Raw genomic sequence first — 23,918 nt, forward strand, 5'->3', positions numbered from 1 at the left:
TACGATGAATTTCGGATTTTACAAACTGATCTTTGCCGGCTTGGTTGCGACGAGCTTCTGTATTGCTGCGTATGGACAGGCTCCGACGCGTGCGTCGCGGTATCTCGATCCGGTTTCCGGGTCAACGGCAGATCAAGCAGTAGGTGCCGCTCTCGATAAGAATGACGAGCTGCAGGCCGCGCGAAAGGAGGTTGACGCATTTGCTGCGCTCGTCCGGCAAGCAGGGCTTAGGCCGAATCCGAAAGTCGCGTTGAGCGGTGCCAAACAGATCAGCGGAATGGACAATAACCAAATGGCGGAGGTCATGCTGCCGCTCGAACTGGGCGGCCGCCGCGCCGCGCGGATCGCGGTCGCCGAAAGGGAATTCGAGGCTCGCCGGTTTGAGCTCGACGATCGCGAACGCCTTCTCGCAGCGGATGTGCGGCTGAAGTACGGCGAGGCTTTGGCGGCGGTTAAGCGGTTAGATCTCGCCGAGCGGGACCTTGCGGCCGCGAAACAGGCATACGACCTTATCGTCGAGCGTGTTGCGGACGGAAAGAGTGCTCCGCTTGAACAGAACGTAATGCTGGTCGAGGTAAATCGCCTTCGCTCGTTAGTCGAAACGGCCGAGGGTAAAGCAGATGTTGCGATGTTCGAGCTGCGCTCATTGATGGGCATGCGGCCGGAAGAGCCGCTGCGCCTTCGCGGCAGTCTTGGATATCTGATACAGCCTTTGCCGCCGCTCGACATACTTACGGATCGAGCACTGAGCAGCAGGCCTGACCTTAGCGGCGCTCGGGCACTCGAACGCCTCGCTTCGGCAAAGATCGAGATGGCGAAGGCGGACGGCCGAGCCGATATGAGCGTAAAGGGCGGCTATCAGAGAATGCGTTCGGGTTATATGCTCAGCGGCTATGACGATCATGGGATGCTGCGGCCGATCGCGGATGTGATGCATTTTTTCACGTTCGGCGTCGAGATCGACCTGCCGGTGCGCGACCGCAACCAAGGCGCCGTTGCTGCGTCTGAATTTGACCGTATAGCTGCGGAACGCCGCGTTGCATTTGGTGAACTCACTATTCGCCGCGAGGTTGCCTCCGCCGCGGCACGTTACAACAGCGCTGCGCGGTCGTTGTCAATAATGCAGAATGGCGTGCGTGACCAAGGCAGTTCAAACCTTGCGGTTATTTGGCAGACGTACGAGATGGGCCGGCGTAGCCTGCTCGAATATATCGCCGAGCAGCGGCGTTTTCTTGAGATCGAGAATGAGCTTATCGACGCGGAACTCGAAACGTTCACCGCGACCGTGGAACTGCTCAAGGCAACTAACTCATCGGAGCTGAGAGGGAAATGAAGGAAGAAGAAACGGACGAAATGAGAGCAGAAGGATCATCGCCTCGGGATGCGAACGGCTCGAAGAAGCTCATTGTCATCGTTGCCTCCGTATTGGTTGCTGTCTTATTTGCCGCTTTTCTGGGTATTTGGTATATGCGGAGCGGCAACGGGGGCCGAGCGGTCGAGGCGCCGAAGAACGTAACCTTCGGCGACACGACCGGCGGTGCTTCTCCTTTGTCCGGCGACGAAACGATCACGATCCGGCCCGACCAGATAGACCGCATCGGCCTAAAGATCGAAACGGTGGGCGAAATGCTCTCAAAGGAAGCAATGTCGGTCGCGGCGACCGGCGTCGTGCAGCCTAATGCCTATCGAGAGACGCCTGCGATAGCACTTCTCGGCGGTGTCGTCCGCAGCGTACGGGCGGAGCTTGGCGAAAATGTTCAAAAAGGCAGCGCACTTGCCGTAGTTTTTAGCGATGAGTTCGCATCTGCACAATCGCGTTATATTACGCTCCGAACTGATGCACAGGCAGCACGACAAAATTATGATCGGGCAAGCCGGCTTGTCAATATCAGTCCAGTCAGCAATAACGAATTATCGCAGTCGCTTGCGGCATTGAAAGGCGCCGAAGCCACACTCGTCGAGGCCCGTGCCCTTTACGAGCGAACCCAAAAACTCGTCGCGATCGGTGCGGTCAGCCGCGAAGAGATGGAGCAGGCAACAACGAAACTCCGTACCGCAGAGGCTGCGCAGGTCGAATCTAAGGAGCGTTACGGCCGAGCCGTCAAGGTTGCCGAGATCAACCCCGTCAGCCGCAGCGAATTCGAACAGGCTGCGGTAAGGCGCCAAGCTGCCGAATCCGACCTTGCGGCGGCACGCCAGCGTTTGCTGCTCTACGGCCTCTCGAGTGCCAAGATCGACGCGCTTCGTTCGCCTTCGCAGATCACGTCCGAATTGACGGTCGCAGCACCAGTTTCCGGCACCGTTACAAGCCGGGCCGTGAATGCCGGTGAAGCCGTCGAGGCGAACAAAGAGATCGTGCGGATCACTGACCTCGCAAATGTCTGGGTGATCGCACAGGTTTATGAGAAGGACCTGCCGGGGGTGCGTGAGGGAAGCGGGGCGAGCATAACCTCGGAGGCGTTTCCCGACAGGCTGTTTCGCGGCCGCGTTACGTACATCGACCCGAACATCAAACCCGAGACGCGCACCGCTCAGGTACGCATCGAACTTGATAATCCCGGCCGGCAGTTGAGGATCGGGATGTATGTGAACGCGGCCTTCGGCTCGACCGGTGTGGCGGAACGCACGATGCCGGTAGTCGCTTCCGGTGCGGTCCAGAACTTGAATGATGCCCAAGTGGTCTTTGTCGCGACCGAGAGGCCCAATGTTTTTCTGATGCGGCGGGTTCGGCTTCTGCCCGAGGAGAATGGTCGCTTTCCCGTCGTTGAAGGCCTGAAGGTCGGCGACCGCATCGTTACCGACGGCAGCTTCCTCCTCCGCGCCGAATGGCAAAAACTCCACCCGAACGGTTAAGCCCGCCGGCTATTATGGAACTGCCGTATCGTCTCGGCCATTCGGTACGCAAAGAACTCGGGCGAGATAATGCTTTGGTTTAAGCTGCCGCAGATCACGTCCGCAGACCGAGCGAGAAAAGGTCTCCTGTAGAGTTAGGAAGAGCTTCCGTGTTATTCAATTCGTGATCGTTTGGGCGCGTTGGAGGCGCCCGCGAGACGAGGTCGATGACGGCCTCGTAAACCGCGTCACGCTCGCCGTTCGTCAACCCCAGTGCATCGAAGATAATATTGTCGAGCTCACGGCGGAAATCGCACAACAGTTTCAACGATAACCGTATTGACGAGTATCGCCCAAAAGGCGGCTGTGCACAAAACTCGAAACGGTTAGGCGATGGACCCCTAGGATGCGGGCGATGGTGCTGTAAGAAACTCGTTTATCGAGCAATTCGGCAATCCTTTTCTCTTGTCCGGTAAGTTTCGTCTTTGCTGATTTGCTGCCTATTGGGCGTCCGAGGATGACCCCTTCGGCCTTTTTGCGTGCAAGAGCTTCCTTGGTTCGCTCCGATATAAGATTTCTCTCGACCGCACCGATTTACATCGCTCCGGGCAAGCCATGGCAGAACGGCAAGTGCGAGAGCTTTAACGGCAAGCTGCGCGATGAACTCCTGAGCCGCAGATGGTTCTCGTCAATGTGGGAAGCCCGGATCGTGGTCGAAGGCTGGCGAAGGTTCTACAACAGCGAACGCCCGCATTCGTCTCTCGGCTATCGAACGCCGGAAGAGTTCCACCGCGAATATGACCGAACAGAGTGGCGAAAGCAAGATCAGGGAAAGAAAGATCAGCGACAGTTTAGGGAAAGCCTCGCCTCCTGCTCGACTTTCCCTAAACCCGGAAGCGTTAAATCACTAGCTTTCCATCTGGGGTAAAAAACGGGGGCTGGACACTTTATCTCGATTGCGAGTGAGCGTTCCGGCGTTTGCCTTTTCGCCCGTTAGAGCCTTGGGTTCCTTTCCCGATCTGCTCAAACCGCGCCTCCCGTTTGTCAGCCCTTGCGATGTATCGAGCAATGAGTTGATCTGCTTCAGGCGTCTTTGCCATAGATTCTTCATACTTGCTCCGGCGCTTTTGATCATTCCATGGGACACAGATCTGCCGTCGATCACCTTCTCCAACCAAACGAGCATCGCGTCGTCGACGTAGTGGCGTATTGTAAACAGGTCAAGCCGTTCGTTCGCGACCGCTGCGAGGTGGAACGAAGGCATCAGCCCCGATAGCTTCGAACCTGGACAGGTTGGCCTTTCCGTCATGTTGCAGCACAACCCGAATCAAGAGAGGCTGGCGGTCACCGTTCCCGTGCCTGGCGGTGTTTCGTCCACGAGCCAGTCTTCGCGCAGTTGATTGTCTTATTCTCCCAAAGGTTGATATGGGTGCCAAACTTGTTTAGCGTAGGTACGAACTCTAGAATTTGGCTGCTTTTGCGAAATCTGCTTTCGAAGCTCGAAAACTCTTTCTTGACAAATGTTTCAAGGGGATGTTTAGTTAGACCATTCGCCGGAACTCCCTAGACATGAATCGGACTTCCGCGGGAGGGTTACAGATGAATATTTGTGCAGCTACCCCTATCTTAATTATCATATTCTCCCTTTCAACTCTGGGCCAGATATGCCCGGCGAGCATTGATGGCTATCCATTAGAGCCGGAGCCAGGAAGCCCCAAAAAAATAAATCAGATCGAATGCAAGGAAGGCGGCTTTGGGTCCGAGTATTGCTATATTCTTTGCTCATATGTATTGCCGAAGCCGGTGACTTATGGGGTCCGGCATTTCCGCGTAACTGCCACCTGGGCGACCAAGCCGTACTCGGGGCTGCCGAACCAGGTGCCGGGCAGTTACGGGACGCACTATTGCGTTTCGCGTCCCGAATACAAGTTTGTTTCGAATAGTCCCCTAAAGGTTATGTATGCTGAGATAATGGATGTCGGGCCGGAAGGGAGTGAATCATTTATCTTCGCAAAAAAGGCCGCGGACAAGCTGCTCGAAGCGGTGGAGGGCCGGGCCATCGCCTGCGCCGGTAAAGGGCCTGCTCTGCCGCCGTCAGAAAGCAATGTCCAGAAATGTGTCCGAGCATCGAAGGCTCTCGCGAAGCTCCAGGCCAGAATAAGAGAGATCGAGATCGAGATCGAAGATGCACGAGATTACAAGCGGGGTGAAGAATCATACCGGGACAATCTGAGCTACTTCACCAAGCTGATCGCTGCTCTCAATACGCCGAATTATAACGGCGAATTGCGGGAAACTGTCCAGAAACTCAAAAACGACATAGAATATCGAGAAAAGTTCTTGGTTTATTACGGATTTAAGCACGATATGGAACCGCTCACTGCCTTGCGGTCAATTCGGGACGTTGTCGCAGCCCGCGTTGAGTACTTTAAGAACGCGCCGCAGCGTATCACAGCCTTGCAAGATGAGCGCGTTTTTACCGAATTGGAGATAGCAAAGGCTCGAAGCGAGATGACGCGAAACTCATGCGGCGGTCGATTTGACGAGGCCGCGTGCGACATTACTGGCTCTTGGAAATTTCGTCAGGGAAACGGCGCAGAAATGCTCTGGGATTTTCAGCCATCCGAACCGGGGAAATACACGGCTAGAAATTCGGGTGACTGGCTTCTTGGTACCGCCGAGGTTTTCGGGAAGGAGGTTATCATTCGATGGACGGGGCCGAATGTGACCGGTCGCCATAAACTGACGTTAAGCGACCTTTGTCTGGCAGGCGACGGGGATGCCTTTGAAGTTGGCATGGGCAGGGTTTACACCTTCCGTGCGGTAAAAGACGTAGATCGCGACTATGAGCGAAGGTTCGTCCGGGGAGTTCAGTATCTAATACTTTACAACGGACGGATTTACTCGGTGATCTACGAGCCGGAATCGCATAACGGCGTTCCGATCGACACTTTCTATTTCAAGATCGTACTTCCAAACGGCGTGCAGGCTGAACAGAACGGCCAGAAGCTGTGGGGAAAATTCGTCCGCGTGCCCTCAACGACCTCTAGGGACCAAACGGCTGTCGAATGGTGGTTTTCCGATTGGGTTAGAGCGCGCGACAGTTGGACGCGCTCGGAGAAGAAAGGTGTTCAAGTTGAGTTCCGATAACCGTCGACCTTGTTCAGATGATATAAGCGGCGGGATCAACTCGCCGCTTTTCGAGCGGGTCTGGAGTCCGAGGGCAGTTTAACCCGCGGCGGCGACCACCCCAGATACCAATACATTGGGCCACACTGGCGGATTTATTTCCGTGCCAACAGGTTTTGAAGGAACGATCAAGGCGATCGTTAGACGAGCGAACGGAACCCTGAGCCCTGTGTTTGAGGTTAAGTATCGCCGTCGGACACCGAATATCCCGCGGACAACGCTGCAACCACCTCCTCTCCTTAGAACGTCAAGATCGGATAGTAACGAAGTTGAGGTCATATCCCGTGGCGAGCCGATCACTCAACCCCCGCCGGCTCCCGTTGTGAGACCGGCCAACAGTGAAAAGGCGACCTCTCCAGGTGAGGATCAAGAATAAAAGGGGCATGACTAGATAAACATACTTTTATGTATGATAAATTTAGTAATAACAGTAAGTTACAAGCAAAAAACCCGTGCCCGAATTTCTAAGAAGAAAATAAGGCATATATTGCGGCTATTCGCACTTGATCTGACGGCGGTTAAGATAGCTCAGATAACGCATCTGACCCGTAACACCATCAATCGATATTTGACTTGTGATCCGGCGCGGAATGGCTCTGTATTGGGAGAGCGAATCTCCGTTTGCCGGAGAGGTTGAACTGGACCAATCATACTTTGGTGCAAGGCGAGTTCGCAGAAAGCGAGGACGCGGAGTCAGAGGCGTGGGCGTCGTTTTCGGCATTTTCAAAAGAAAGGCTACGTTTTTACCGAGATCGTGCTAACTGGTAGTGTCAAGTTCTTTGTGTAAATGATCTCCGCTCATTTTCAGTAGTAGTAGCAGGGGCTGTGGGAACGGTGGAAAAATGCCTTTTATTTTTCCACGGTTTCCATAGCCCGATCTTGTCAACTCTGTGGCAGCCGGTCCTCGTAGACGATAGCGAACCGGCTGAGTGCGGCCTTCCAATCGCGGATCGGCAGTGTCCATTTTTTTGTGATATTTCGCAGAGCGAGATAGAGCAGTTTTTGCACGGCCTCGTCATTTGGAAATGATTCGGCGAGATTTCCACCTGGTAGATCTCTTCGATGTGCTGCCGTATCTCGCGGGTCAACATCCCACGTGCGTAAAGCGATATGATCTTCTCGTCAAACCCGCTGAATCGCGTTTGATGCTTTCCGACGATCTGCGGCTCGAATGTTCCTGCACGGCTCCGCACCAACGAGCTAAAGCCACTTTTCCTGAGCCACACGTTGCTTGTGACCGACATCCACGCCGCCCTGATCCTCGCCAGCCGAGGTAGCGAAAAGCGGCTAGCCGACTGGCGAGAGGGGAGAGAGCTTTACGATTCCGTGACCTACTACGACGCCGGACGAAAGGTACGGCTTCCGGTTTGTCCCGATGCGTTCTTTGGCATCGACCGGAACGGTGATCCGAAAACCCGATTGTCGTTTGCACTGGAAGCCGACCGAGGCACAACGACCCGACGCACGTTCAACGACAAGTTGAATGCCTATTGGCGTTTCCTTGAGCAGAACCGGCAGATGGCGGCATAGGGCGTGAAGTGCTTTCGCGTCGTGACCGTTACGCTGACTCGATCACGTGCGGAAGGATTAACCGAGATCGCCGAGCAAACATTGCCGCCGAAGTTCAAAAAGTATTTCCGATTCGAGCTGGTGGAAGTTATTTCCGGCGATGATCCTGCCCGCCTGTTTCAAGCTCTCAAGGTTTGATTCGCCTTGATTTTGGCTGTTTACTGCGCACGCAGTAGGTGGCTTATCAATCTCCGCCTTACTGCCAATTTCCGCCCCGCCGCCGCTCCGTGTAACCCACGGTTCGGGATCAGGGACAGGCAAGACCCAACATCCCGTCTAGCTGGATCGGTGTTTACCGCGCCGGTAGAGACGGCAACGCACAGAACCCGCACGGAAAATCTCTACTTTCCAAGCGGGTTGGGCGGCCACCTCAGAGTGACATCTGATTCGATAGGGGCTGTTAATGCTTGGTTCGTTTGACTGATGCTCTATACTCTTTTCTAGTAAACCTATGGCACGACAGAAGAAAGAAATTCCCACCGAACCCTTGGAGCGCAAATTATGGAAAGCCGCCGACAAACTTCGAAAGAACATCGACGCGGCGGAATATAAGCACGTGGTGCTCGGCCTTATTTTCCTCAAGTACATCTCAGATGCCTTTGACGAGCTTCGCGAAAAGCTTGAGAAGGGTGAAGGTGAATTCGCCGGTGCCGACCCTGAGGAGAGGAATGAGTATCTTGCAGAGAAGGTTTTTTACGTTCCGGAGAAGTCGCGTTGGAGCTACATCCAATCGCGGGCGACCTTGCCCACGATCGGCAAAGACGTTGACGAGGCAATGCAAGCCATCGAGAAGGATAATCCATCGCTTCATGGCGTTCTGCCGAAGGCTTACGCTCAGGAGCGGCTCGATAAGGCGAGTCTGGGTGGCCTCATAAACTTGATCGGCAGCTCTGTACTTGGCCTGCAGGAAGCGAGAAGCAAAGACGTACTTGGCCGTGTTTATGAATACTTTCTTGGCGAATTCGCTTTGGCCGAAGGCAAAAAAGGCGGGCAATTCTACACACCGGCCAGCGTCGTTCGACTTCTCGTCGCGATGCTGGAGCCTTACGAAGGCCGTGTGTTCGACCCGTGCTGCGGATCGGGCGGAATGTTCGTCCAATCTGAGAAGTTCATCGAAGTGCACAGCGACCACTACAAGAACGGGAACGGCAAGAAGCTTGCCATCGACCCGAAAGACCGCATCTCGATCTACGGGCAAGAGAGCAATCAGACAACGTGGCGGCTTGCCAAGATGAACCTTGCCATTCGCGGCATAGACAGCTCGAATGTCCGTTGGAACAGCGAGGGTTCATTTCTCAACGACGCGCACAAGGATCTCAAAGCGGATTTTGTGATCGCGAACCCGCCGTTCAACGACAGCGACTGGTCCGGTGAGCTGTTGCAGGACGATGCCCGATGGCGTGTGACGGGAAAGAATTTGCCGCCGCCGCCGGGCAACGCCAACTATGCGTGGATACAGCATTTCCTCTTTCACCTGGCACCGCCGGGTGTTGCGGGATTCGTCCTCGCGAAAGGTTCGCTCACATCAAAGACCAACAACGAAGGGGAGATCCGCAAGGCACTGATCGAGGCCGATCTCGTGGATTGCGTCGTTAACTTACCGGCGAAGCTGTTTCTCAACACGCAAATTCCGGCGTGTCTATGGTTCGTCCGCCGAGACAAGCAGAAGCGGAAAGGCGAGATACTTTTTATCGACGCGCGCAATCACGGCTTTCTGGTCAACCGACGCAATCGCGACCTATCCGCCGAGGACATCGAAGAGATCGCGACGAAGTATCACAACTGGCGGACGGGCGAGCGCGAGTACGAAGACGTTGCGGGGTTTTGCAAGAGCGTTCCGGTTGCCGAGGTCGAGCGGCTCGGCTTCGTACTGACGCCCGGGCGTTACGTCGGCCTTCCGGATGAGGAGGACGATTTCGATTTTCCTACACGCTTCGTTGAGTTAAAGGCCGAACTCGAAGCTCAAATGGCCGAGGAAGCGGAACTGAACGACCGGATAATGAAGAATCTGGCAAGTATCAAATTTGAGGTGCAGCAAGATGGCGGATCTTAGGAAAACAACGGCGCCGACGGTCTTTGAGCAGATCAAGCGGACGGACGAAAGCGGTAACGAATTTTGGAGTGCGCGCGATCTGGCAAAAGTGCTCGAATACGGCGAGTATCGGAACTTCAAACCTGTTATCGAAAAGGCAAAGGAGGCTTGTCTTAACAGCGGACAGCCGGTAGAAAACCATTTCGTGGTATTCCACGAGATGATCGACATCGGCAAAGGAGGCAAGCGAGGATTTGACGATGGCGTAAAGCTCTCTCAAAAAAGCCACGAAAATGGGGCTATAAAAATCAGAACCCGACAGCTTGAGTTGCTTCAGAGGCTGCCGGGAATAATTCTTTTCGAGTGACATTCCGACTCTATCCCTTTCGGGAAAGCGCACCATACGGAGCCGGTTCGAGTCGGGGTCATTTCCAGTTACTAGCTTACACATATTAGCTATATGTGTAAAGCCTTGAAGTACATGGAAACTATCTGAAATGATGTTCGCATTGTTACCGATTGTAACCTGTCTGCGGACGGCCACGCACAGGCAAATGAAATTTGATGCGTTATGAGTGAGTGGAAAAACCATCTATTAGAGGAAGTCGCGTCATTGGTCAAAGACCAAATGACCCCTAACGGATTAGAAGAGCTGGCATATATTGGTCTCGAACATATTGAAGAGGCCAGTTTGCGTTTGTCTGGAATTGGTCAATCTACTGACGTAACAAGTCAGAAATTCCGCTTCAAGAGCAACGACATTTTGTTTGGCAAACTTCGTCCTTATTTTCGGAAGGTTGTTAAACCCGAGTTCGACGGTATATGTTCGACTGATATTTGGGTAATTAGAGCAAAGGATGGTTTCGATCAGAACTTTCTTTATTATTTCTTCGCAACCTGGGACTTTGTGAATTTTGCGAACAGTGGAGATAGCGGGACGCGAATGCCGAGGGCTGATTGGAATTTTGTTAAGCAGTCAGACTGGCTATTCCCGCCGGTTGAGGAGCAGCGGGCGATTGCGGAGGTTTTGAGCAGCTTGGATGACAAGATCGACCTGCTCCATCGCCAAAACAAAACCCTCGAATCCCTCGCCCAAACCCTCTTCCGCCAATGGTTCATCGAACAAGCGAGAGATGAGTGGGAAGAAGGAACGCTCGCAGATTTTGCATATAACATTCGGGAGAACATTCAGCCTAAGGAGATCGAGACAGATACAAAATATGTCGGCCTAGAACACATCGAACGCAAAGACTTTGCTTTGCATTCCTTCGGTTCTGGCTCGGACGTAGAGAGCAATAAATCCGTTTTCCGAAAACACGACATCTTGTTTGGAAAACTTCGTCCATATTTTCACAAGGTGTGCTTTGCCCCATTCGACGGCGTTTGCTCAACGGACATTCTCATTATTCGTCCTAAGTCACCTGAATTATTTCCGTTCTGTTTAATGGCTTTTTTCCAAAAGGAAGTTGTCGATCACTCGGACATGGCATCCGAAGGAACCCGAATGCCTCGGACAAATTGGGAAATCTTGAGCAATTATCCGGTTGGTATTCCCGATTACGAAAGCATTTCGCGATTTAACGAATCGGTCTTGCCGATGATCGAAAAGATCGAGACGAATATTAACCAGATTGCGTCGATTGCTAGAACCCGCGACACTCTATTGCCGAAACTGATGAATGGTGAGGTGACAACCTACGCCTAAAATGAGAAATCGCAAGGTAGGTTCGATCAAGAGCGAGCTGCTTACGAAGTCGCGTGAGGCGATGCTGTGCGCGGTACAGATATTCAACAATCCTGCTATTGTTTTTAAGTCCGAAAGTTTTATCGTACTTTCAACAATCGCATGGACATACCTTCTTCATGCGTACTATCGATCAAAGAAGGTTGACTATCGATATTTCACGCAAGGAGCGAAGCGGAAGAAATTCGATACAACGAAACGAGGATCATTCAAATATTGGGAGCTTGAGCGTTGCCTAAATGATAAGGAAAGCCCAATTGATGCAATCACCAAAGCAAACCTCAAATTCCTGATCGGGCTGCGTCACGAGATCGAGCATCAGATGACCACAAGGATCGATGAGTATTTGTCAGCACGATTTCAGGCTTGTTGCTTGAACTACAATCGATATGTCCGAGAACTGTTTGGAGAAGCATTCGGCATCGACAAACACTTGTCATTTTCCCTTCAGTTTTCTTCGATATCCGAAGATCAGGCTCATCAGGTAAGGGCCTTCGATGAGTTGCCCAAGAACATCGCGGCTTATATCAAGGGGTTTGATGAGGAACTATCGCAGGACGAGTTTGATAGCCCCGCGTATTCCTACCGTGTTCTCTATGTCCCTAAGACTGTCAATCGGAAGGGACAGGCCGACAAGGTCATAGAATTTCTATCCGCCGACTCAGAAGAGGCGAAATCACTTAACAAAGAATACGTTGTCATCAAAGACCGTGAGCGTCCGAAGCATCGCCCGAAAGAAATCGTTGATATCATGAAGGCCGATGGATTCCCAAATTTCTCGATGCACTGGCACACTGAGTTTTGGCGCGAAAAAGACGCAAAGAATCCAGTAAAAGGATTTGGTGTCGATGTCGCAGGGACGTGGTACTGGTACGACCAATGGCTTGACGAGGTTAAGAAATATTGTATAGCGCAAGGCAATAGATTCAAATAATGAAACCAATCACCGAAGACCAGATCGAGGAATACGCCCTTACGGAGTTACAGGCTTTGGGCTATTCGTATCTTCACGGTGCGGTATTTTCGCCCTCCATAAAGCCCTCCCAGAGGGAGGGCTTTTATGATGTATAATCAATTCGAGGAGTTTTTGAAGCCGATGACAAAGACAATCGAAGCCATATATGAAAACGGCGTCTTTCGCCCGCTTGATGCCGTTGATCTGCCGGACAAAAGCAAGGTCGAGATCGACCTGCATTTGAATGCGGGCAGAAAAGCGGGACCAACCGATGATAAATCGCATCTTCAATTTACTCTGCCGCCCGGAGAATGGATAAAGCAGGTTAGAGAATGGGCAAAAAGGCCCCGGAAGATCGCGCCTTCGCTGCCGGACGAGGCGTTGAGGCGAGCGAGTATCTACGAGGACAGGTACTAGATGAGTTGGCTGCTTGATACATGCGTTCTGTTGCGTACCGTAGATAGCAACAGTCAGCAGCAGCAAATCGCTCTTGATGCTCTTGATGCCCTAGATGCCGGGCAGGAGGTTGTTTGCATTGTACCGCAGAGCCTCGTTGAGTTTTGGGCCGTCTCAACACGTCCTGTTGACGAAAACGGGCTTGGATATTCGACCGAGGACACAAAAATTGAGATCGACCGTCTGAGGCAGTTGTTTGTCTTTAAGAGCGAAGACGAAACCATATTTGAGAACTGGGAAGCGTTGGTCAGCAAATATAACGTGATCGGAAAAACCACGCACGACGCGCGGCTTGTCGCCGCGATGCAGACCCACGGAATAGAAAATCTTTTGACGTTCAATGTTGCCGATTTTAAGCGATACGTCGGCTCCATTAACGTCTCGGCCCCGCAGGATCTTACACGCTTTTGAAACCGATCACCGAAAACCAGATCGAAGAATACGCCCTTACAGAGCTTCAGGCTTTGGGCTATTCGTATGTTCAAGGTGCGATGATAGGCCCCGGCGGCCTCCCGCCACCCCGTCCTTCGGACACTCCTCCTCAGACAGGAGGAGAGTTTCAGGAAAGGACATCGTTTGAGGAAGTCGTTTTGGCGGACCGGCTGCGAAATGCGGTTGCGAGGATCAACCCGGATATCCCCGCCGATGCCCGCGAACAGGCCGTGCAAAAGGCGATGCATATCTTCTCGCCGGATATGCGCGCGAGCAATGAGGAATTCCATTCGTTCCTGATCGAAAAGGTACGCATTCCGTACACCGAGGACGGTTTCGAGCGAAGCCACGAGGTCGCCCTGATCGACTTTGAGAACGTCGGCAAAAACGAGTTTCTCGCGGTCAACCAATACACCGTTCACCAGAACAACCAGACAAAACGCCCCGATGTCGTGCTGTTCGTCAACGGCCTGCCGCTCGTCGTTTTCGAGCTGAAGAACGCGGCGGACGAGAACGCAACGCTGCACGGAGCCTTCAACCAGATCGAGACCTACAAGGCGACGATCCCTTCGCTTTTTGTCTATAACGCGTTCTCGGTTATCTCGGACGGCATCGACGCAAGAGCCGGCACCATCTCATCCGGCTTTGCCCGCTTTGTGCCGTGGCGTTCATCTGATGGTGAAAAAGATGCATCGAAATTCACGCCGCAGCTCGAAACCCTGATCCGCGGGATGCTCCCGCCCAAAACCCTGCTCGATCTTGTAAGGAACTTCATCGTCTTCGAACGTTCCAGCGTCCATGATAAAAGATCGGGACAGGTTCAGGTCGTCTCAGTAAAGAAGCTTGCCGCATATCACCAGTATTACGCCGTGAACAAGGCAATTGAATCAACGCTGCTGGCTGCGGGATTCAAACCCACCCCAAATCCCTCCCAGAGGGAGGGACTTTTAAATCTAAGGAACGACTTTCCGAATTATCGTGGAGGGTTTCGTTTTTCGGGACTTGTTGAACTTGCAAAAGAGTTGCGAAGCAAACAGACTTCCGCCGAAAGCATTTTTTGGGAATTGATTAGAAACAGGAAATTTCTTGACTTGAAATTTCGGCGACAGCACCAGATCGGAGAATATGTCGTTGATTTTTATTGTCATGAGAAACGTCTGATCGTTGAACTCGATGGCGAAGTGCACGATTTGCCGGAACAGCAAAGGCACGATGAAATTCGTGACAAATATTTGACTGCACTGGGAAATCAGGTGGTAAGATTTCAGAACGCTGAGTTACTGAACGACCCGGAAACTGTTTTCGAAAAACTTTCTTCTCTCCTCTCCCGTTGGGAGAGGCCGGGTGAGGGTTGCGGTAGCCGAAAGGCCGGCGTAATATGGCACACGCAGGGCAGCGGCAAATCCCTTTCAATGGTGTTCTACACCGGAAAGCTCGTCGTCAGCCTCAACAATCCGACCATCGTCGTCATCACCGACCGCAACGACCTCGACGAGCAGCTTTTCGGTACGTTCGCCAGTGCGAAACAGCTCTTGCGTCAGGAGCCGGTGCAGGCCGAGAGCCGCGAACACCTAAAAGAACTGCTGAAAGTTGCGAGCGGCGGGATCGTATTTACGACGATCCAGAAATTCCTTCCGGCTGACGGCGGCTCGCAGTACGACCTACTCTCCGACCGAAAGAATATTGTCGTTATCGCGGATGAGGCCCACCGCACGCAATACGGCTTTGAGGCCGAGGTGCGGAATGTCGTCGATAAGGAATCAAAGGAAGTTATCGGCCAACGCATCGCCTACGGTTTTGCCAAGTATTTGCGTGATGCCTTGCCCAACGCTACCTATATCGGATTCACGGGCACGCCTATCGAAGGCGACGACGTTAATACGCCTCAAGTCTTCGGCGACTACATCGACCGCTACGACATCATGGATGCGGTCAGGGATAACGCCACGGTCCCGATCTATTACGAAAGCCGCCTTGCCAAAGTCGCCCTCACGGACGAAGGCCGCACCCTGTTAAAGGAATTCGACAAGGAACTCGAAGAGACCGACGAATTGACCGAAAAGCAAAAGGCGAAGGCCAAGTGGACAAAGGTCGAGGCGATTGTCGGCAATCCTGAACGTATCAGAAATCTCGCAAACGATATCGTTACGCATTTCGAGAAGCGGCTCGAGGTTTTTGAAGGAAAGGCGATGATCGTTGCGATGAGCCGCCGGATCGCCGTTGAACTATACAAGGAGATCACTGCCCTTCGACCCGACTGGCACGATCCGGACAAGACTAAGGGAACGATCAAGGTCGTCATGACCGCTTCGAGTTCTGACGGCCCGGAGATGGCCGCTCATCACACCTCGAAGCAGGAACGCCGCGATCTTGCGAATCGCTTCAAGGATGAGAACGACCCACTCAAGCTCGTTATCGTCCGCGATATGTGGCTCACAGGTTTCGATGCGCCGTGCCTGCATACCCTCTACGTTGATAAACCGATGCGTGGCCATACGCTCATGCAGGCGATCGCCCGCGTGAACCGTGTCTTCAAGGATAAGAAGGGCGGCCTCGTCGTTGATTATCTTGGCCTTGCAACCGACCTCAAGAAAGCGCTTTCGTTCTATGGCGACGCGGGCGGTAAGGGCGAACCGACCATAGACATCGAGCAGGCCGTTGTCGCAATGCACGAAAAGCACGAGGTCGTTAAGCAGATGTTCGCCGAGAAGAGCCGATCGCAAGTCGACATCAAACAAGAGGACGCCGCTGCTTATGGAGGCAATGGATTCGACTACCGACGCTTTTTCGACGCGGAACCCGCAGCGAAGCTTGAGATCATTTTGCAGGCAGAAGAGCACATTTTAGGAATCGATGACGGGCGCGAGCGTTTTGTTCGGGAGGTCACGCTGCTTGCCCAAGCCTTTGCCCTTACGACACCGCATCCGGCATCAGTTGCGATCGCGGAAGAGGTTGCCTTCTTCCAAGCGGTCAAGGCACGCATGGTGAAGCTTGGAGGGTCAGGCAGCGGCCGGACCGACGAAGAGATCGAAACAACGATCCGGAGACTTGTCGATAGATCGCTTGCTTCGGATAAGGTCGTTGATATTTTCGACGCGGCAGGCTTGCAAAAGCCGGAGATTTCCATCCTCTCAGACGAATTTCTTTTGGAAGTGAAGGGAATGAAGCACAAGAACCTCGCCCTTGAACTCCTTAAGAAGATTCTCAACAACGAGATCAGCAGCCGCATGAAAAAGAACCTTGTGAAAAGCAAGGAGCTTCTGAAGATGCTCGAAGATGCGGTGAAAAAGTACCAGAACAATCTTCTTTCAACGGCTGAAATTATCGAGGCACTTATCAATATCGCCAAGGAAGTCCGAGAGTCGGACCGGCAAGGTGAGAAGCTAGGACTGACCGAGGACGAAGTAGCCTTCTACAATGCGCTGGAAGTGAATGACTCGGCCGTTAAGGTGCTCGGTGACGATATTTTGCGTGATATCGCTCGCGAGATAGCCGAGAAGGTGAAGAATAATACGACTCTAGACTGGCCGATCCGCGCCGCATCGAGGGCAAAGCTTATGGTGCTCGTCCGCCGGACGCTTTCAAGATACGGCTACCCGCCCGACAAACAAGAATCAGCGATCAATACTGTTTTACGACAGGCGGAGTTGATCGCTGACGACATCGTTGAGAATTGCTATTGATCCGGATTTGTATCGTCAGCTATGTAATGCATTTTAAGGCCGTTAAATGCCGGTTTTGTAGCGAATACTAAATTGCGGTGCCATAGCTTTCTCACTGTCGCAGACGGATCAGCTACCGCATTGGGGCCGAAATCCTCCCGAAACACTATTGCATATCCGAATGCGATGTACGGCAAAGAGATCGAACGCAAATTTTATCGCGATCTGCGAAAAGTGATGCAGGGCCAAGATCCGGCGAGCGTCCTTTCGAACAACCACAGCTTACCGATTATGTACAACAGCAAGTTCTCTACGTGATATTTGCGAATGATGCGGAAGAGAGAAGATGCAGAAGGGATCTCAGCGAGATCATTCCCAAACCGTTAGTTCTGTCCGAGATCGACAACGAAACAGACAACCTTATAAAATCGCGAATCCGTCCGTAAATATTCTCAAAACCTACTTGGTTTAGTTCTAATTTTAGTTCTAACTGCAAAAGGCGACATATACCGCCCTTCCGTGGTTCGTGTATATGACTGTATCTATTGAAGTTATCTGGAGCCGGTGAAGGGACTTGAACCCCCGACCTGATGATTACAAATCAACTGCTCTACCAGCTGAGCTACACCGGCTTGTGGTGATGCGGGTGAGGAACCGCGAACGAAAATAGTACCAAATGTCGCAAATAGTGTCCAAGCAAGCGGCTGCTGCGGCGGAAAATTATTTGAAATTGATGATCAACGTGGTTCGAGTTGTGTAGCGGTTCCGGATGTTCGTGTCGGTTGGCGTCGAGGGTTAGTGCCAGGGAATGACTCAGAATGCGGTCGCGCAGAGCGGTCCGGTGACGGTGCGTAAAAGATCCAATAATTCGGCCCGATCGTACGCATCGAGCAGGTGATAAAAAAAATTGGCGGACGACAGTACTGTGAGATCGAATTAGGCTACGCGTCCGAAGTCCTTGGTTCAAGACATGTTGTGATGTGGGTTTCCGACACAATGTGAGCGATCTTCTCAGACAAGCCGTATATGCAAAAACTTGTTGACGCCTATTGTTTGTCGTTTTATAATCAAGGTAAGTTCGATCAGATTCGGACGCTGCTGTTAATTCTGACTTCAACGCCCATTTCGTGGCTGAATGACCCTGACAGAAAAGGAGAAAATCGTGACCATATTCAGAAAAGGTATCTTCGCATCGGTTGCCGCTATTGCGATCCTTGCTTTCTCAATAGCCGTGATCGGGCAAGCGAAGGCGCGGCCTATGATCATTTACGGAGCTGCTCAGGCGCCGACTACGCTTGTAAAGGGCAGCAATTTATACTGTGCCGGCTACATTCAGTCGAGTGCGATCAGCGAGGCGAATACGATCATCGGTGCGAACGACGAGGCCGATCGATACAATTTTAAGGAGCACGACATTCTTTTCATAAATGTCGGCAGCAACAAAGGGGCGAATATCGGCGATGTCTTTTCGGTCGTTCGTCCGAAGGGAGCGGTCGAGAGCCGTTGGACGGACAAATCACGCATCGGTTTTCTTGTACAGGAGGTCGGAGCGGTCGAGGTTGTGAATGTCCAGCCTGAATATTCTGCCGTTCGGGTAACCTTCTCGTGCGATGCATTCTATCTGGGCGACCTTATTCAGTTGTCGGCAAAGCGGACGAGTCCGCAGGCTGCGCAGCGGCCGCCGCTTAATTTGTTTGCAACGGCGTCAGGAAAGGCTTCGGGACGCATCATTTTGGCACGCGACAATGTCGAAATGCTTGCGCCGGAGTTCATTGCGTATGTTGACCTCGGTGCTGATAATAATGTTCAGACGGGTGACTATCTGACGATTTATCGAAAGCTCGGCAAGGGCAATCTGATGACGTATCCCGCGAAGGAATCTGTCAGGTCGCGCGACGATGATTATCAAAGCGATACATACAGCGGCGGCAAGTTCTCAAATCAGGCCGCACGCAAGGACGGTTCAAAGGCTGACGGCAAAACCGTTACCACGAGTAAGGCAAAGCAGGGCCGCCCCGCTCTTCGAAAGGTTGTTGGCGAGGCTGTCGTGCTGAACGTAAAAGAACATACAGCCACGATCGTTATTACACGAACGACAGGCGAGGTGCATACCGGCGACAGCGTCGAGATACAGTAACAGGCGAGGTCAGATCTCAAGTTCGGCACCGGAGTTTTCGCTTCGGTGCTTTTTCTTTTCGCGCAGGAAGTATGCAAAGTAGCCGTACATCGACCAGAGTGCGGTGATCACCGAAACCCAAAGCGCGCCGCGCCCCACGAGATAGCCGAATACCTTCCAATCGTTAGTGGTGATATTCAGACTCATCAGATCGGCAAAAGCGGTGCGGACCTCAGCGACACGCCAGAAGAATGCAGGATAATCGAGGCCAAAATTCGAAACCGGCGGGTCGCCGTTCGCGGCCGCAACGAGAAGTGCAACGACAGCAACGCACTGTGCCCACATCTTGATCTTTCCCAGACTTTGGGCTTGTATGACAACGCCTTCGCTTGCGGCGATGCTCCGCAATCCGGTAATGATGAATTCACGGCCTAGAATAACCACGACAGCCCACGACGGTGCAAGATGCTTTTCGACGAGGACTATAAGCGCCGATGCGATAAGGAGTTTGTCGGCGATCGGGTCGAGGAACTTACCGAGTGTCGAGACCTGATTGCGGCGGCGTGCGAGCTGACCGTCCACCATATCCGTGAGGGCTGCGATCAAGAAGAGCACGATCGCCAATGCATAGCTGCTGATACCGAACCAATGAGACATCTCGGGCGTCAATAGTACGACCACGAGAAGCGGAACGATCACGATGCGGCCAAGCGTTATGTAATTCGGCAAATTCACGATGAATCACCATTCTAATGTGTATCTGCATTGTTCCCAAGTGCAGGCTGAAATAAAAGAACGGCGGGCAAATGCAAGCCCGCCTTTCACATTGATAACCGTTCGGATCTGGGCCTATGGCTGCATAAAGTCCAGTTGGCTGTACGTTCCGGGAAAGAACTGAAGGTTCGGGAACACCGCGCTAAGAGTTTCAGCATCCTGCGGCAAACCGAACCAACGGGCAAGCGCCGCAGCGTACTGCTCGACCGAGGTCGTCGGAAGCCAGCGACCTCGCGGCGACGTTCCCGAATCGACATCATCAGGCCCGCCGAGTGTCAACGTCGGAAAATAATCACCGGTTCCGTCGGGGCGAAGGCTTCCGTAGAAGTTGCCGCCGTTGACCGAGCCGCCGAGTACCAGTGCGTGGCTGCCCCAGCCGTGGTCTGAGCCGACGGAGCTTCCGGAACCTGCCGGGTTGAATGTGCGGCTGAAATCCGAAAGTGTGAAGGTCGTAACGGCCTGCTGCATATCATCGCCGCCGGTCGTCGTTTGGGCGGCCAATTCATCCCAAAACGCTCTCAGAGCTTGGCTTAGCTGTGAAAAATTCGTTCCCTGCGTCGAGAGCTGATTCGTGTGAGTATCAAAGTTGCCGATCTGTACATAAAATATCTGCCGCGCGACCCCAAGGCTTGATCTATTCTTTATGAGCCTTGCAACCTGACGAAGCTGTCGTCCGATGCTTGTGTTCGGAAATGTTACGGTGGTGTCGACAGATGACTGGAAGACGGTATCGGCTGCGATGGCCATATCCGTGATATGACTTGCTGCCGCAAGGTGGTGCGACGTAAGGAGATCCTGCTGACGCAGGGAATTGAATGCATTGAACCGAGCGAGGTTTGTTCCCGTCGGTGTGGTTCCGAAGCCAGACGGATGAAGCACATTCGCAAGTGATGTTCCGGAGTCGGCAATCGCGAGCGAAGCCGTGACTTGTCCTGACGTAAACAGTTGAGCACCGGATATCGAGGTTATCATCGGCACTATCGGGCCGGCTGTCGTCATTTTATCGGAGATCCGTCCGCCCCAGCCGGTATGGATCTGCGAGCCGGAAATGCCGGCTTGCGATTGAGCTATCTGGTCCGAGTGCGAAAAGAGCTGGTACGGCCGCAGCGTCGGGCTGGATTGATATTGTGCCTTTGTAAGCGGCCTCATAAGGTTTCCGACGTTAGCGACGAATGCCAATTTTCCTTGGCCCCAAAGCTCATAGATCCCGTTATTGATGCCGTTCGTTACCGGGCCGAAGTTCGGATGCAGGCCGTATGTCAGCCCGTTCATTCTCGGCACCGTTATCGGAAGCAAAGCACCGGTACCGGTTGCCGGAAGAGCTAATCCTTGCGTTGACCTCGCGGCAGTATAAGCAGCGTAATTGCTTACGGTCGAGTCGTTGTGAAGCGGTACGATCATATTATTTGCATCGTTGCCGCCTGCAAAATACAGAAGAACGAGAGCCTTATAACTCGTCGCTGCTTCGCCCTTATCGATCGCCGCCTGAGCGAATGCGCTGATCGTGCCGAAATGATGCATTTGCGTGGCCAAAGAAGCCATGCCGAGGGCGCAGCCCGCGCTGCTTTTTAGGAAGTCGCGTCTTGATACTTTCATGATCTTTACCTCTGTACTTGATACTGCGACGAGGTCGCAACTAAATATACTGCAGTACGCGCACGAAGCGCCGGATTCGACGCCGTTACAGCGGTAACTGCCGGAAGGATAGCCGCTTTCATACCCGCAGACATTGAGTCGTGCATCATACGCCGGTTGAGCTCGTCCAGCAGAGCATTTCCGCTCGTATCAACCGACGCTAATGTAACAAGGTCGCTGATGTCGATACCGGTACCTGTCGGAAAATCGGGCGATGCTACGGCCACGGGTGTTGTGTTCATAACCATTCGATTGATGAAGTTGGCACGCTGGATCGAGGTTCCCGTGTTCATCAATGCAAATTCAGGCCCGAGATATGACGTGCCGGGCAGGACATAGCCCGGCGGGTAGAAATTGAACACTGAGGGCGAAAGGAAGGGCATTTGGCTCATCCCGAGAAATTCCGAGACCTGCCCGTTCGTTCGTCCGGCGCCGACCACACCAAATGAACCATCGCTTTGCGTACCCGCCACGGCGCCCTGGACATTGAGTGTTCGCAGAACATTCGTTGCAAATTGCACCGGCTCGCGAAGTTTGCCGAACATTGGATCGGTCTTGATATCACCGCGTGCTTCGGGATCAAGAAGGATCGCCTTGACCACTTCACGCAGCTGATCCGGATTCGAGCGGTTAGCGTCAAAAACGGCCGTGATCCGGCCGACATAGCTTGGTGTCGGGTCGCTTGTTACCAAGTGCTGGATGAGTGTCTTGCTGACAAAAGGCCCGACATTCTGATGGCTATAGATGTAATCCAGCGCTTGATCCAACGAGGTATTGGCGTACGTCGCAATATTTGCGAGGCTCGTGCAGTTCGAGCATGCGGCAATGGTTAACGGAGCGGTTGCCGGCCAAGTGTTGAGAGTCAGTGTTTTGGCTGTAAGGTCATGTCGGTTGCCGCCGACGGTCATCACTCCGGAATTCAGCAGGAGCGGGTCAATATAGTTGGTTGTCCCTGTGGTGAAGTTCGGGCAATTTGCCGCAACATTGCAATATGACCAGCCGGTGAAGACCTTAGCCATATTGGTAACGCCTGTCTGATCGTAGGTCGGGATAGGGTTGCCTTGGTCGTCGAGTTGGAGTGTCCCGTCGGGCTTTAGCACGAACAGCCCGACCGTAAATAACTGCATCAACTCCCGCGCGTAGTTCTCGTTCGGATTGGTTCGAGTGCTGGTTGCCATGTCCAGATAGTTGCCCATCGCCGGGTTCAGTGTGATCCGCTTCATCAGATCCCTGTAATTACCAAATGCACCGTTGTTCAGTATCTTGAACAATTCGACCATGTGGCGGCCCTGCCGGATCTTATTTCCGGATGCTACCCAGATTTGTGAAAGGGCCCACGCAACTCGAAGCCGAAGCTGCGCGTCGCCGTAATATGCCTCATGCATGAACCAAGTTTGCGGCCGATACATCGAGTACGTGTCGCGGTAACATGTTGCCGGCGAATCATCACCGTTCTGGCCATCACAATCTGCCGGAGCGTTGGACGGTTTTAGCGGGTCTAAGGGCATCGTTGATGTTTGCGCAGCGAATTGTTCGGCGAGCCATATCCTAAGACCGATCCGACGCACACGGCTGTCTAAAGCTTCGGTCGGGCCAAAGGTCGCCTGTTCGAGAAACCTTCTACGGTCGCTCGACCAGCGATAGCCCACATAATTCTGGGGATCGCCGGCATTTCCGGCGGCAGTAGGCGGCGTCGCTGAAAGCGTTTCAGCGATCTCAGGGACATCGCTTATGCCGCCGCCTACCTTCCCAAAGCCAAGCTTCAGAGAGTTACTTGCGAGGCCGCGCCATGTCAAATAAACCGCAATATCTCCGGTCGGATCCGGGCCTGCCCAAAAGCCAAGTTCATCTTGAAGTTCGACCGTGACCGCCCAAACACCTTTTGAATCGCCGACGCGTTGAAGGTCAACGACCGGGAACCGGTATAGACGGCTTTGTGCGTCTGTCGCGTACAGACGCAGTGCATTCGCTCCTTCGCCCCTCATCATCGCAAGGTCCTTAACAAATAGGATGACACGCGAACCCGGAGCAAACGCCCGGGCCTCCGTGATCCTCGCTGATACGCGGCCGGATCCGTCGTCCGGGAGAGCTCTTGCCCGAAGTGGATCTTTTTCGCCCAGCAGAACGGGCGTCGGGGAATTAGGGTTCGGGTCATCCTGACCATTGAGAAATGTTGACGGAGCAAGTAAGAAGGACACGACAGCCAACAAATACAAATATCGTGCGGATCTGCAAAGCATTATTTTCCTCCGAAAGTTAATGACAGATATTCAGCGCCATCTGTCGATCGAAAAGTTGTCAAGAACGGTCGTTTAAGAATGTTTTACAATTTAGAACATATCTAATTATTCGGAAAAGTGCAAGAATAATTTACGCTCTTGAGCGATCGTTTTGTTACGTGCTTTAGACGAGGATTTTTGCGAGAAGGCCGACGGAACTTTTACCTAAAATCAAATCCGATTTCGAAACTCCGTTTTTGGGACGTGCAACAGGAAAAGGCTGCCCTTTCAGACAGCCTCTCG

General features: G+C 52.9%; 19 protein-coding genes, 1 tRNA gene and 2 pseudogenes. 15 read left to right on the forward strand and 7 right to left on the reverse strand.

Annotated features, from left to right (window positions below; all coding sequences use genetic code 11):
• The first annotated feature begins 4 nt into the window (after window positions 1-4).
• Both HS105_05950 and HS105_05955 read left to right on the forward strand, forming a co-directional pair.
• Window positions 5-1,333, forward strand: a complete 1,329-nt coding sequence (locus tag HS105_05950; GenBank protein MBE7516135.1) for a TolC family protein — start codon at window positions 5-7, stop codon at window positions 1,331-1,333.
• A complete protein-coding gene (locus HS105_05955) occupies window positions 1,330-2,853 on the forward strand; it encodes an efflux RND transporter periplasmic adaptor subunit (GenBank protein ID MBE7516136.1) in 1,524 nt (507 codons plus the stop codon). Before HS105_05950 ends, HS105_05955 begins: the two co-directional genes overlap by 4 nt.
• 94 nt (window positions 2,854-2,947) lie before the next feature.
• On the opposite strand, the gene HS105_05960 is transcribed toward HS105_05955, so the two are convergent.
• Window positions 2,948-3,160 (reverse strand): hypothetical protein, encoded by a 213-nt coding sequence (locus tag HS105_05960; protein ID MBE7516137.1) that lies wholly within the window; start codon window positions 3,158-3,160, stop codon window positions 2,948-2,950.
• Window positions 3,161-3,349: 189 nt separating this feature from the next.
• Between HS105_05960 and HS105_05965 the strand changes: the two genes are divergently transcribed.
• Complete coding sequence (locus HS105_05965; GenBank protein ID MBE7516138.1) at window positions 3,350-3,760, forward strand: transposase; 411 nt, start codon at window positions 3,350-3,352, stop codon at window positions 3,758-3,760.
• A gap of 875 nt (window positions 3,761-4,635) precedes the next feature.
• Window positions 4,636-5,982: a hypothetical protein gene (locus HS105_05970; protein MBE7516139.1), complete on the forward strand. Its 1,347-nt coding sequence runs from the start codon at window positions 4,636-4,638 to the stop codon at window positions 5,980-5,982.
• A gap of 921 nt (window positions 5,983-6,903) precedes the next feature.
• Here the strand turns inward: HS105_05970 and HS105_05975 are convergent.
• Window positions 6,904-7,050 (reverse strand): annotated as a pseudogene (locus HS105_05975) (transposase).
• Window positions 7,050-7,199: pseudogene (locus HS105_05980) on the reverse strand (transposase). Before HS105_05980 ends, HS105_05975 begins: the two co-directional pseudogenes overlap by 1 nt.
• Between HS105_05980 and HS105_05985 the strand changes: the two are divergent.
• The 10 genes from HS105_05985 to HS105_06030 all read left to right on the forward strand — a co-directional run bounded on the left by HS105_05985 (window position 7,180) and on the right by HS105_06030 (window position 16,892).
• The gene (locus HS105_05985; protein MBE7516140.1) at window positions 7,180-7,551 is read left to right on the forward strand and encodes a replication-relaxation family protein; all 372 of its coding nucleotides are present in this window, start codon (window positions 7,180-7,182) and stop codon (window positions 7,549-7,551) included. The pseudogene HS105_05980 and the gene HS105_05985 overlap by 20 nt on opposite strands.
• 3 nt (window positions 7,552-7,554) lie before the next feature.
• Window positions 7,555-7,728 (forward strand): hypothetical protein, encoded by a 174-nt coding sequence (locus HS105_05990; protein MBE7516141.1) that lies wholly within the window; start codon window positions 7,555-7,557, stop codon window positions 7,726-7,728.
• A 313-nt stretch (window positions 7,729-8,041) separates the two neighbouring features.
• Window positions 8,042-9,643, forward strand: coding sequence for an SAM-dependent DNA methyltransferase (locus HS105_05995; protein ID MBE7516142.1), 1,602 nt, complete (start codon window positions 8,042-8,044; stop codon window positions 9,641-9,643).
• Window positions 9,630-9,989 (forward strand): hypothetical protein, encoded by a 360-nt coding sequence (locus HS105_06000; GenBank protein MBE7516143.1) that lies wholly within the window; start codon window positions 9,630-9,632, stop codon window positions 9,987-9,989. The genes HS105_05995 and HS105_06000 overlap by 14 nt, the downstream gene beginning before the upstream one ends.
• Before the next feature lie 204 nt (window positions 9,990-10,193).
• Window positions 10,194-11,327, forward strand: coding sequence for a restriction endonuclease subunit S (locus tag HS105_06005; protein ID MBE7516144.1), 1,134 nt, complete (start codon window positions 10,194-10,196; stop codon window positions 11,325-11,327).
• Between the two features lies 1 nt (window position 11,328).
• Window positions 11,329-12,300 (forward strand): DUF3644 domain-containing protein, encoded by a 972-nt coding sequence (locus HS105_06010; protein MBE7516145.1) that lies wholly within the window; start codon window positions 11,329-11,331, stop codon window positions 12,298-12,300.
• On the forward strand, window positions 12,300-12,437 hold the full coding sequence (locus HS105_06015; protein ID MBE7516146.1) for a hypothetical protein: 138 nt from the start codon (window positions 12,300-12,302) through the stop codon (window positions 12,435-12,437). The genes HS105_06010 and HS105_06015 overlap by 1 nt, the downstream gene beginning before the upstream one ends.
• A 25-nt stretch (window positions 12,438-12,462) precedes the next feature.
• On the forward strand, window positions 12,463-12,738 hold the full coding sequence (locus tag HS105_06020; protein MBE7516147.1) for an antitoxin family protein: 276 nt from the start codon (window positions 12,463-12,465) through the stop codon (window positions 12,736-12,738).
• A complete protein-coding gene (locus HS105_06025; GenBank protein MBE7516148.1) occupies window positions 12,739-13,188 on the forward strand; it encodes a type II toxin-antitoxin system VapC family toxin in 450 nt (149 codons plus the stop codon).
• Window positions 13,185-16,892 carry an HsdR family type I site-specific deoxyribonuclease gene (locus tag HS105_06030; GenBank protein ID MBE7516149.1) on the forward strand — a complete coding sequence of 1,236 codons (3,708 nt, stop codon included), beginning with the start codon at window positions 13,185-13,187 and terminating at the stop codon, window positions 16,890-16,892. The genes HS105_06025 and HS105_06030 overlap by 4 nt, the downstream gene beginning before the upstream one ends.
• A 535-nt stretch (window positions 16,893-17,427) precedes the next feature.
• Here the strand turns inward: HS105_06030 and HS105_06035 are convergent.
• Window positions 17,428-17,503 (reverse strand) — tRNA-Thr (locus HS105_06035).
• 530 nt (window positions 17,504-18,033) lie between these two features.
• On the opposite strand from HS105_06035, the gene HS105_06040 reads away from it, so the two are divergent.
• Complete coding sequence (locus HS105_06040) at window positions 18,034-19,008, forward strand: hypothetical protein (GenBank protein MBE7516150.1); 975 nt, start codon at window positions 18,034-18,036, stop codon at window positions 19,006-19,008.
• Window positions 19,009-19,017: 9 nt separating this feature from the next.
• Here HS105_06040 and pgsA read toward each other — a convergent pair whose 3' ends face one another.
• From pgsA to HS105_06055, 3 genes are all read right to left on the reverse strand, one after another.
• Window positions 19,018-19,722 carry a CDP-diacylglycerol--glycerol-3-phosphate 3-phosphatidyltransferase gene (gene pgsA / locus HS105_06045; protein MBE7516151.1) on the reverse strand — a complete coding sequence of 235 codons (705 nt, stop codon included), beginning with the start codon at window positions 19,720-19,722 and terminating at the stop codon, window positions 19,018-19,020.
• A 114-nt stretch (window positions 19,723-19,836) separates the two neighbouring features.
• The gene (locus HS105_06050; GenBank protein ID MBE7516152.1) at window positions 19,837-21,357 is read right to left on the reverse strand and encodes a DUF1501 domain-containing protein; all 1,521 of its coding nucleotides are present in this window, start codon (window positions 21,355-21,357) and stop codon (window positions 19,837-19,839) included.
• Window positions 21,358-21,362: 5 nt separating this feature from the next.
• A complete protein-coding gene (locus tag HS105_06055; GenBank protein ID MBE7516153.1) occupies window positions 21,363-23,636 on the reverse strand; it encodes a DUF1800 family protein in 2,274 nt (757 codons plus the stop codon).
• Between the last annotated feature and the right edge of the window lie 282 nt (window positions 23,637-23,918).

It is taken from the genome of Chloracidobacterium sp. (genome assembly GCA_015075585.1).
In the GTDB taxonomy this organism is placed as follows: Bacteria; Acidobacteriota; Blastocatellia; order Pyrinomonadales; family Pyrinomonadaceae; genus OLB17.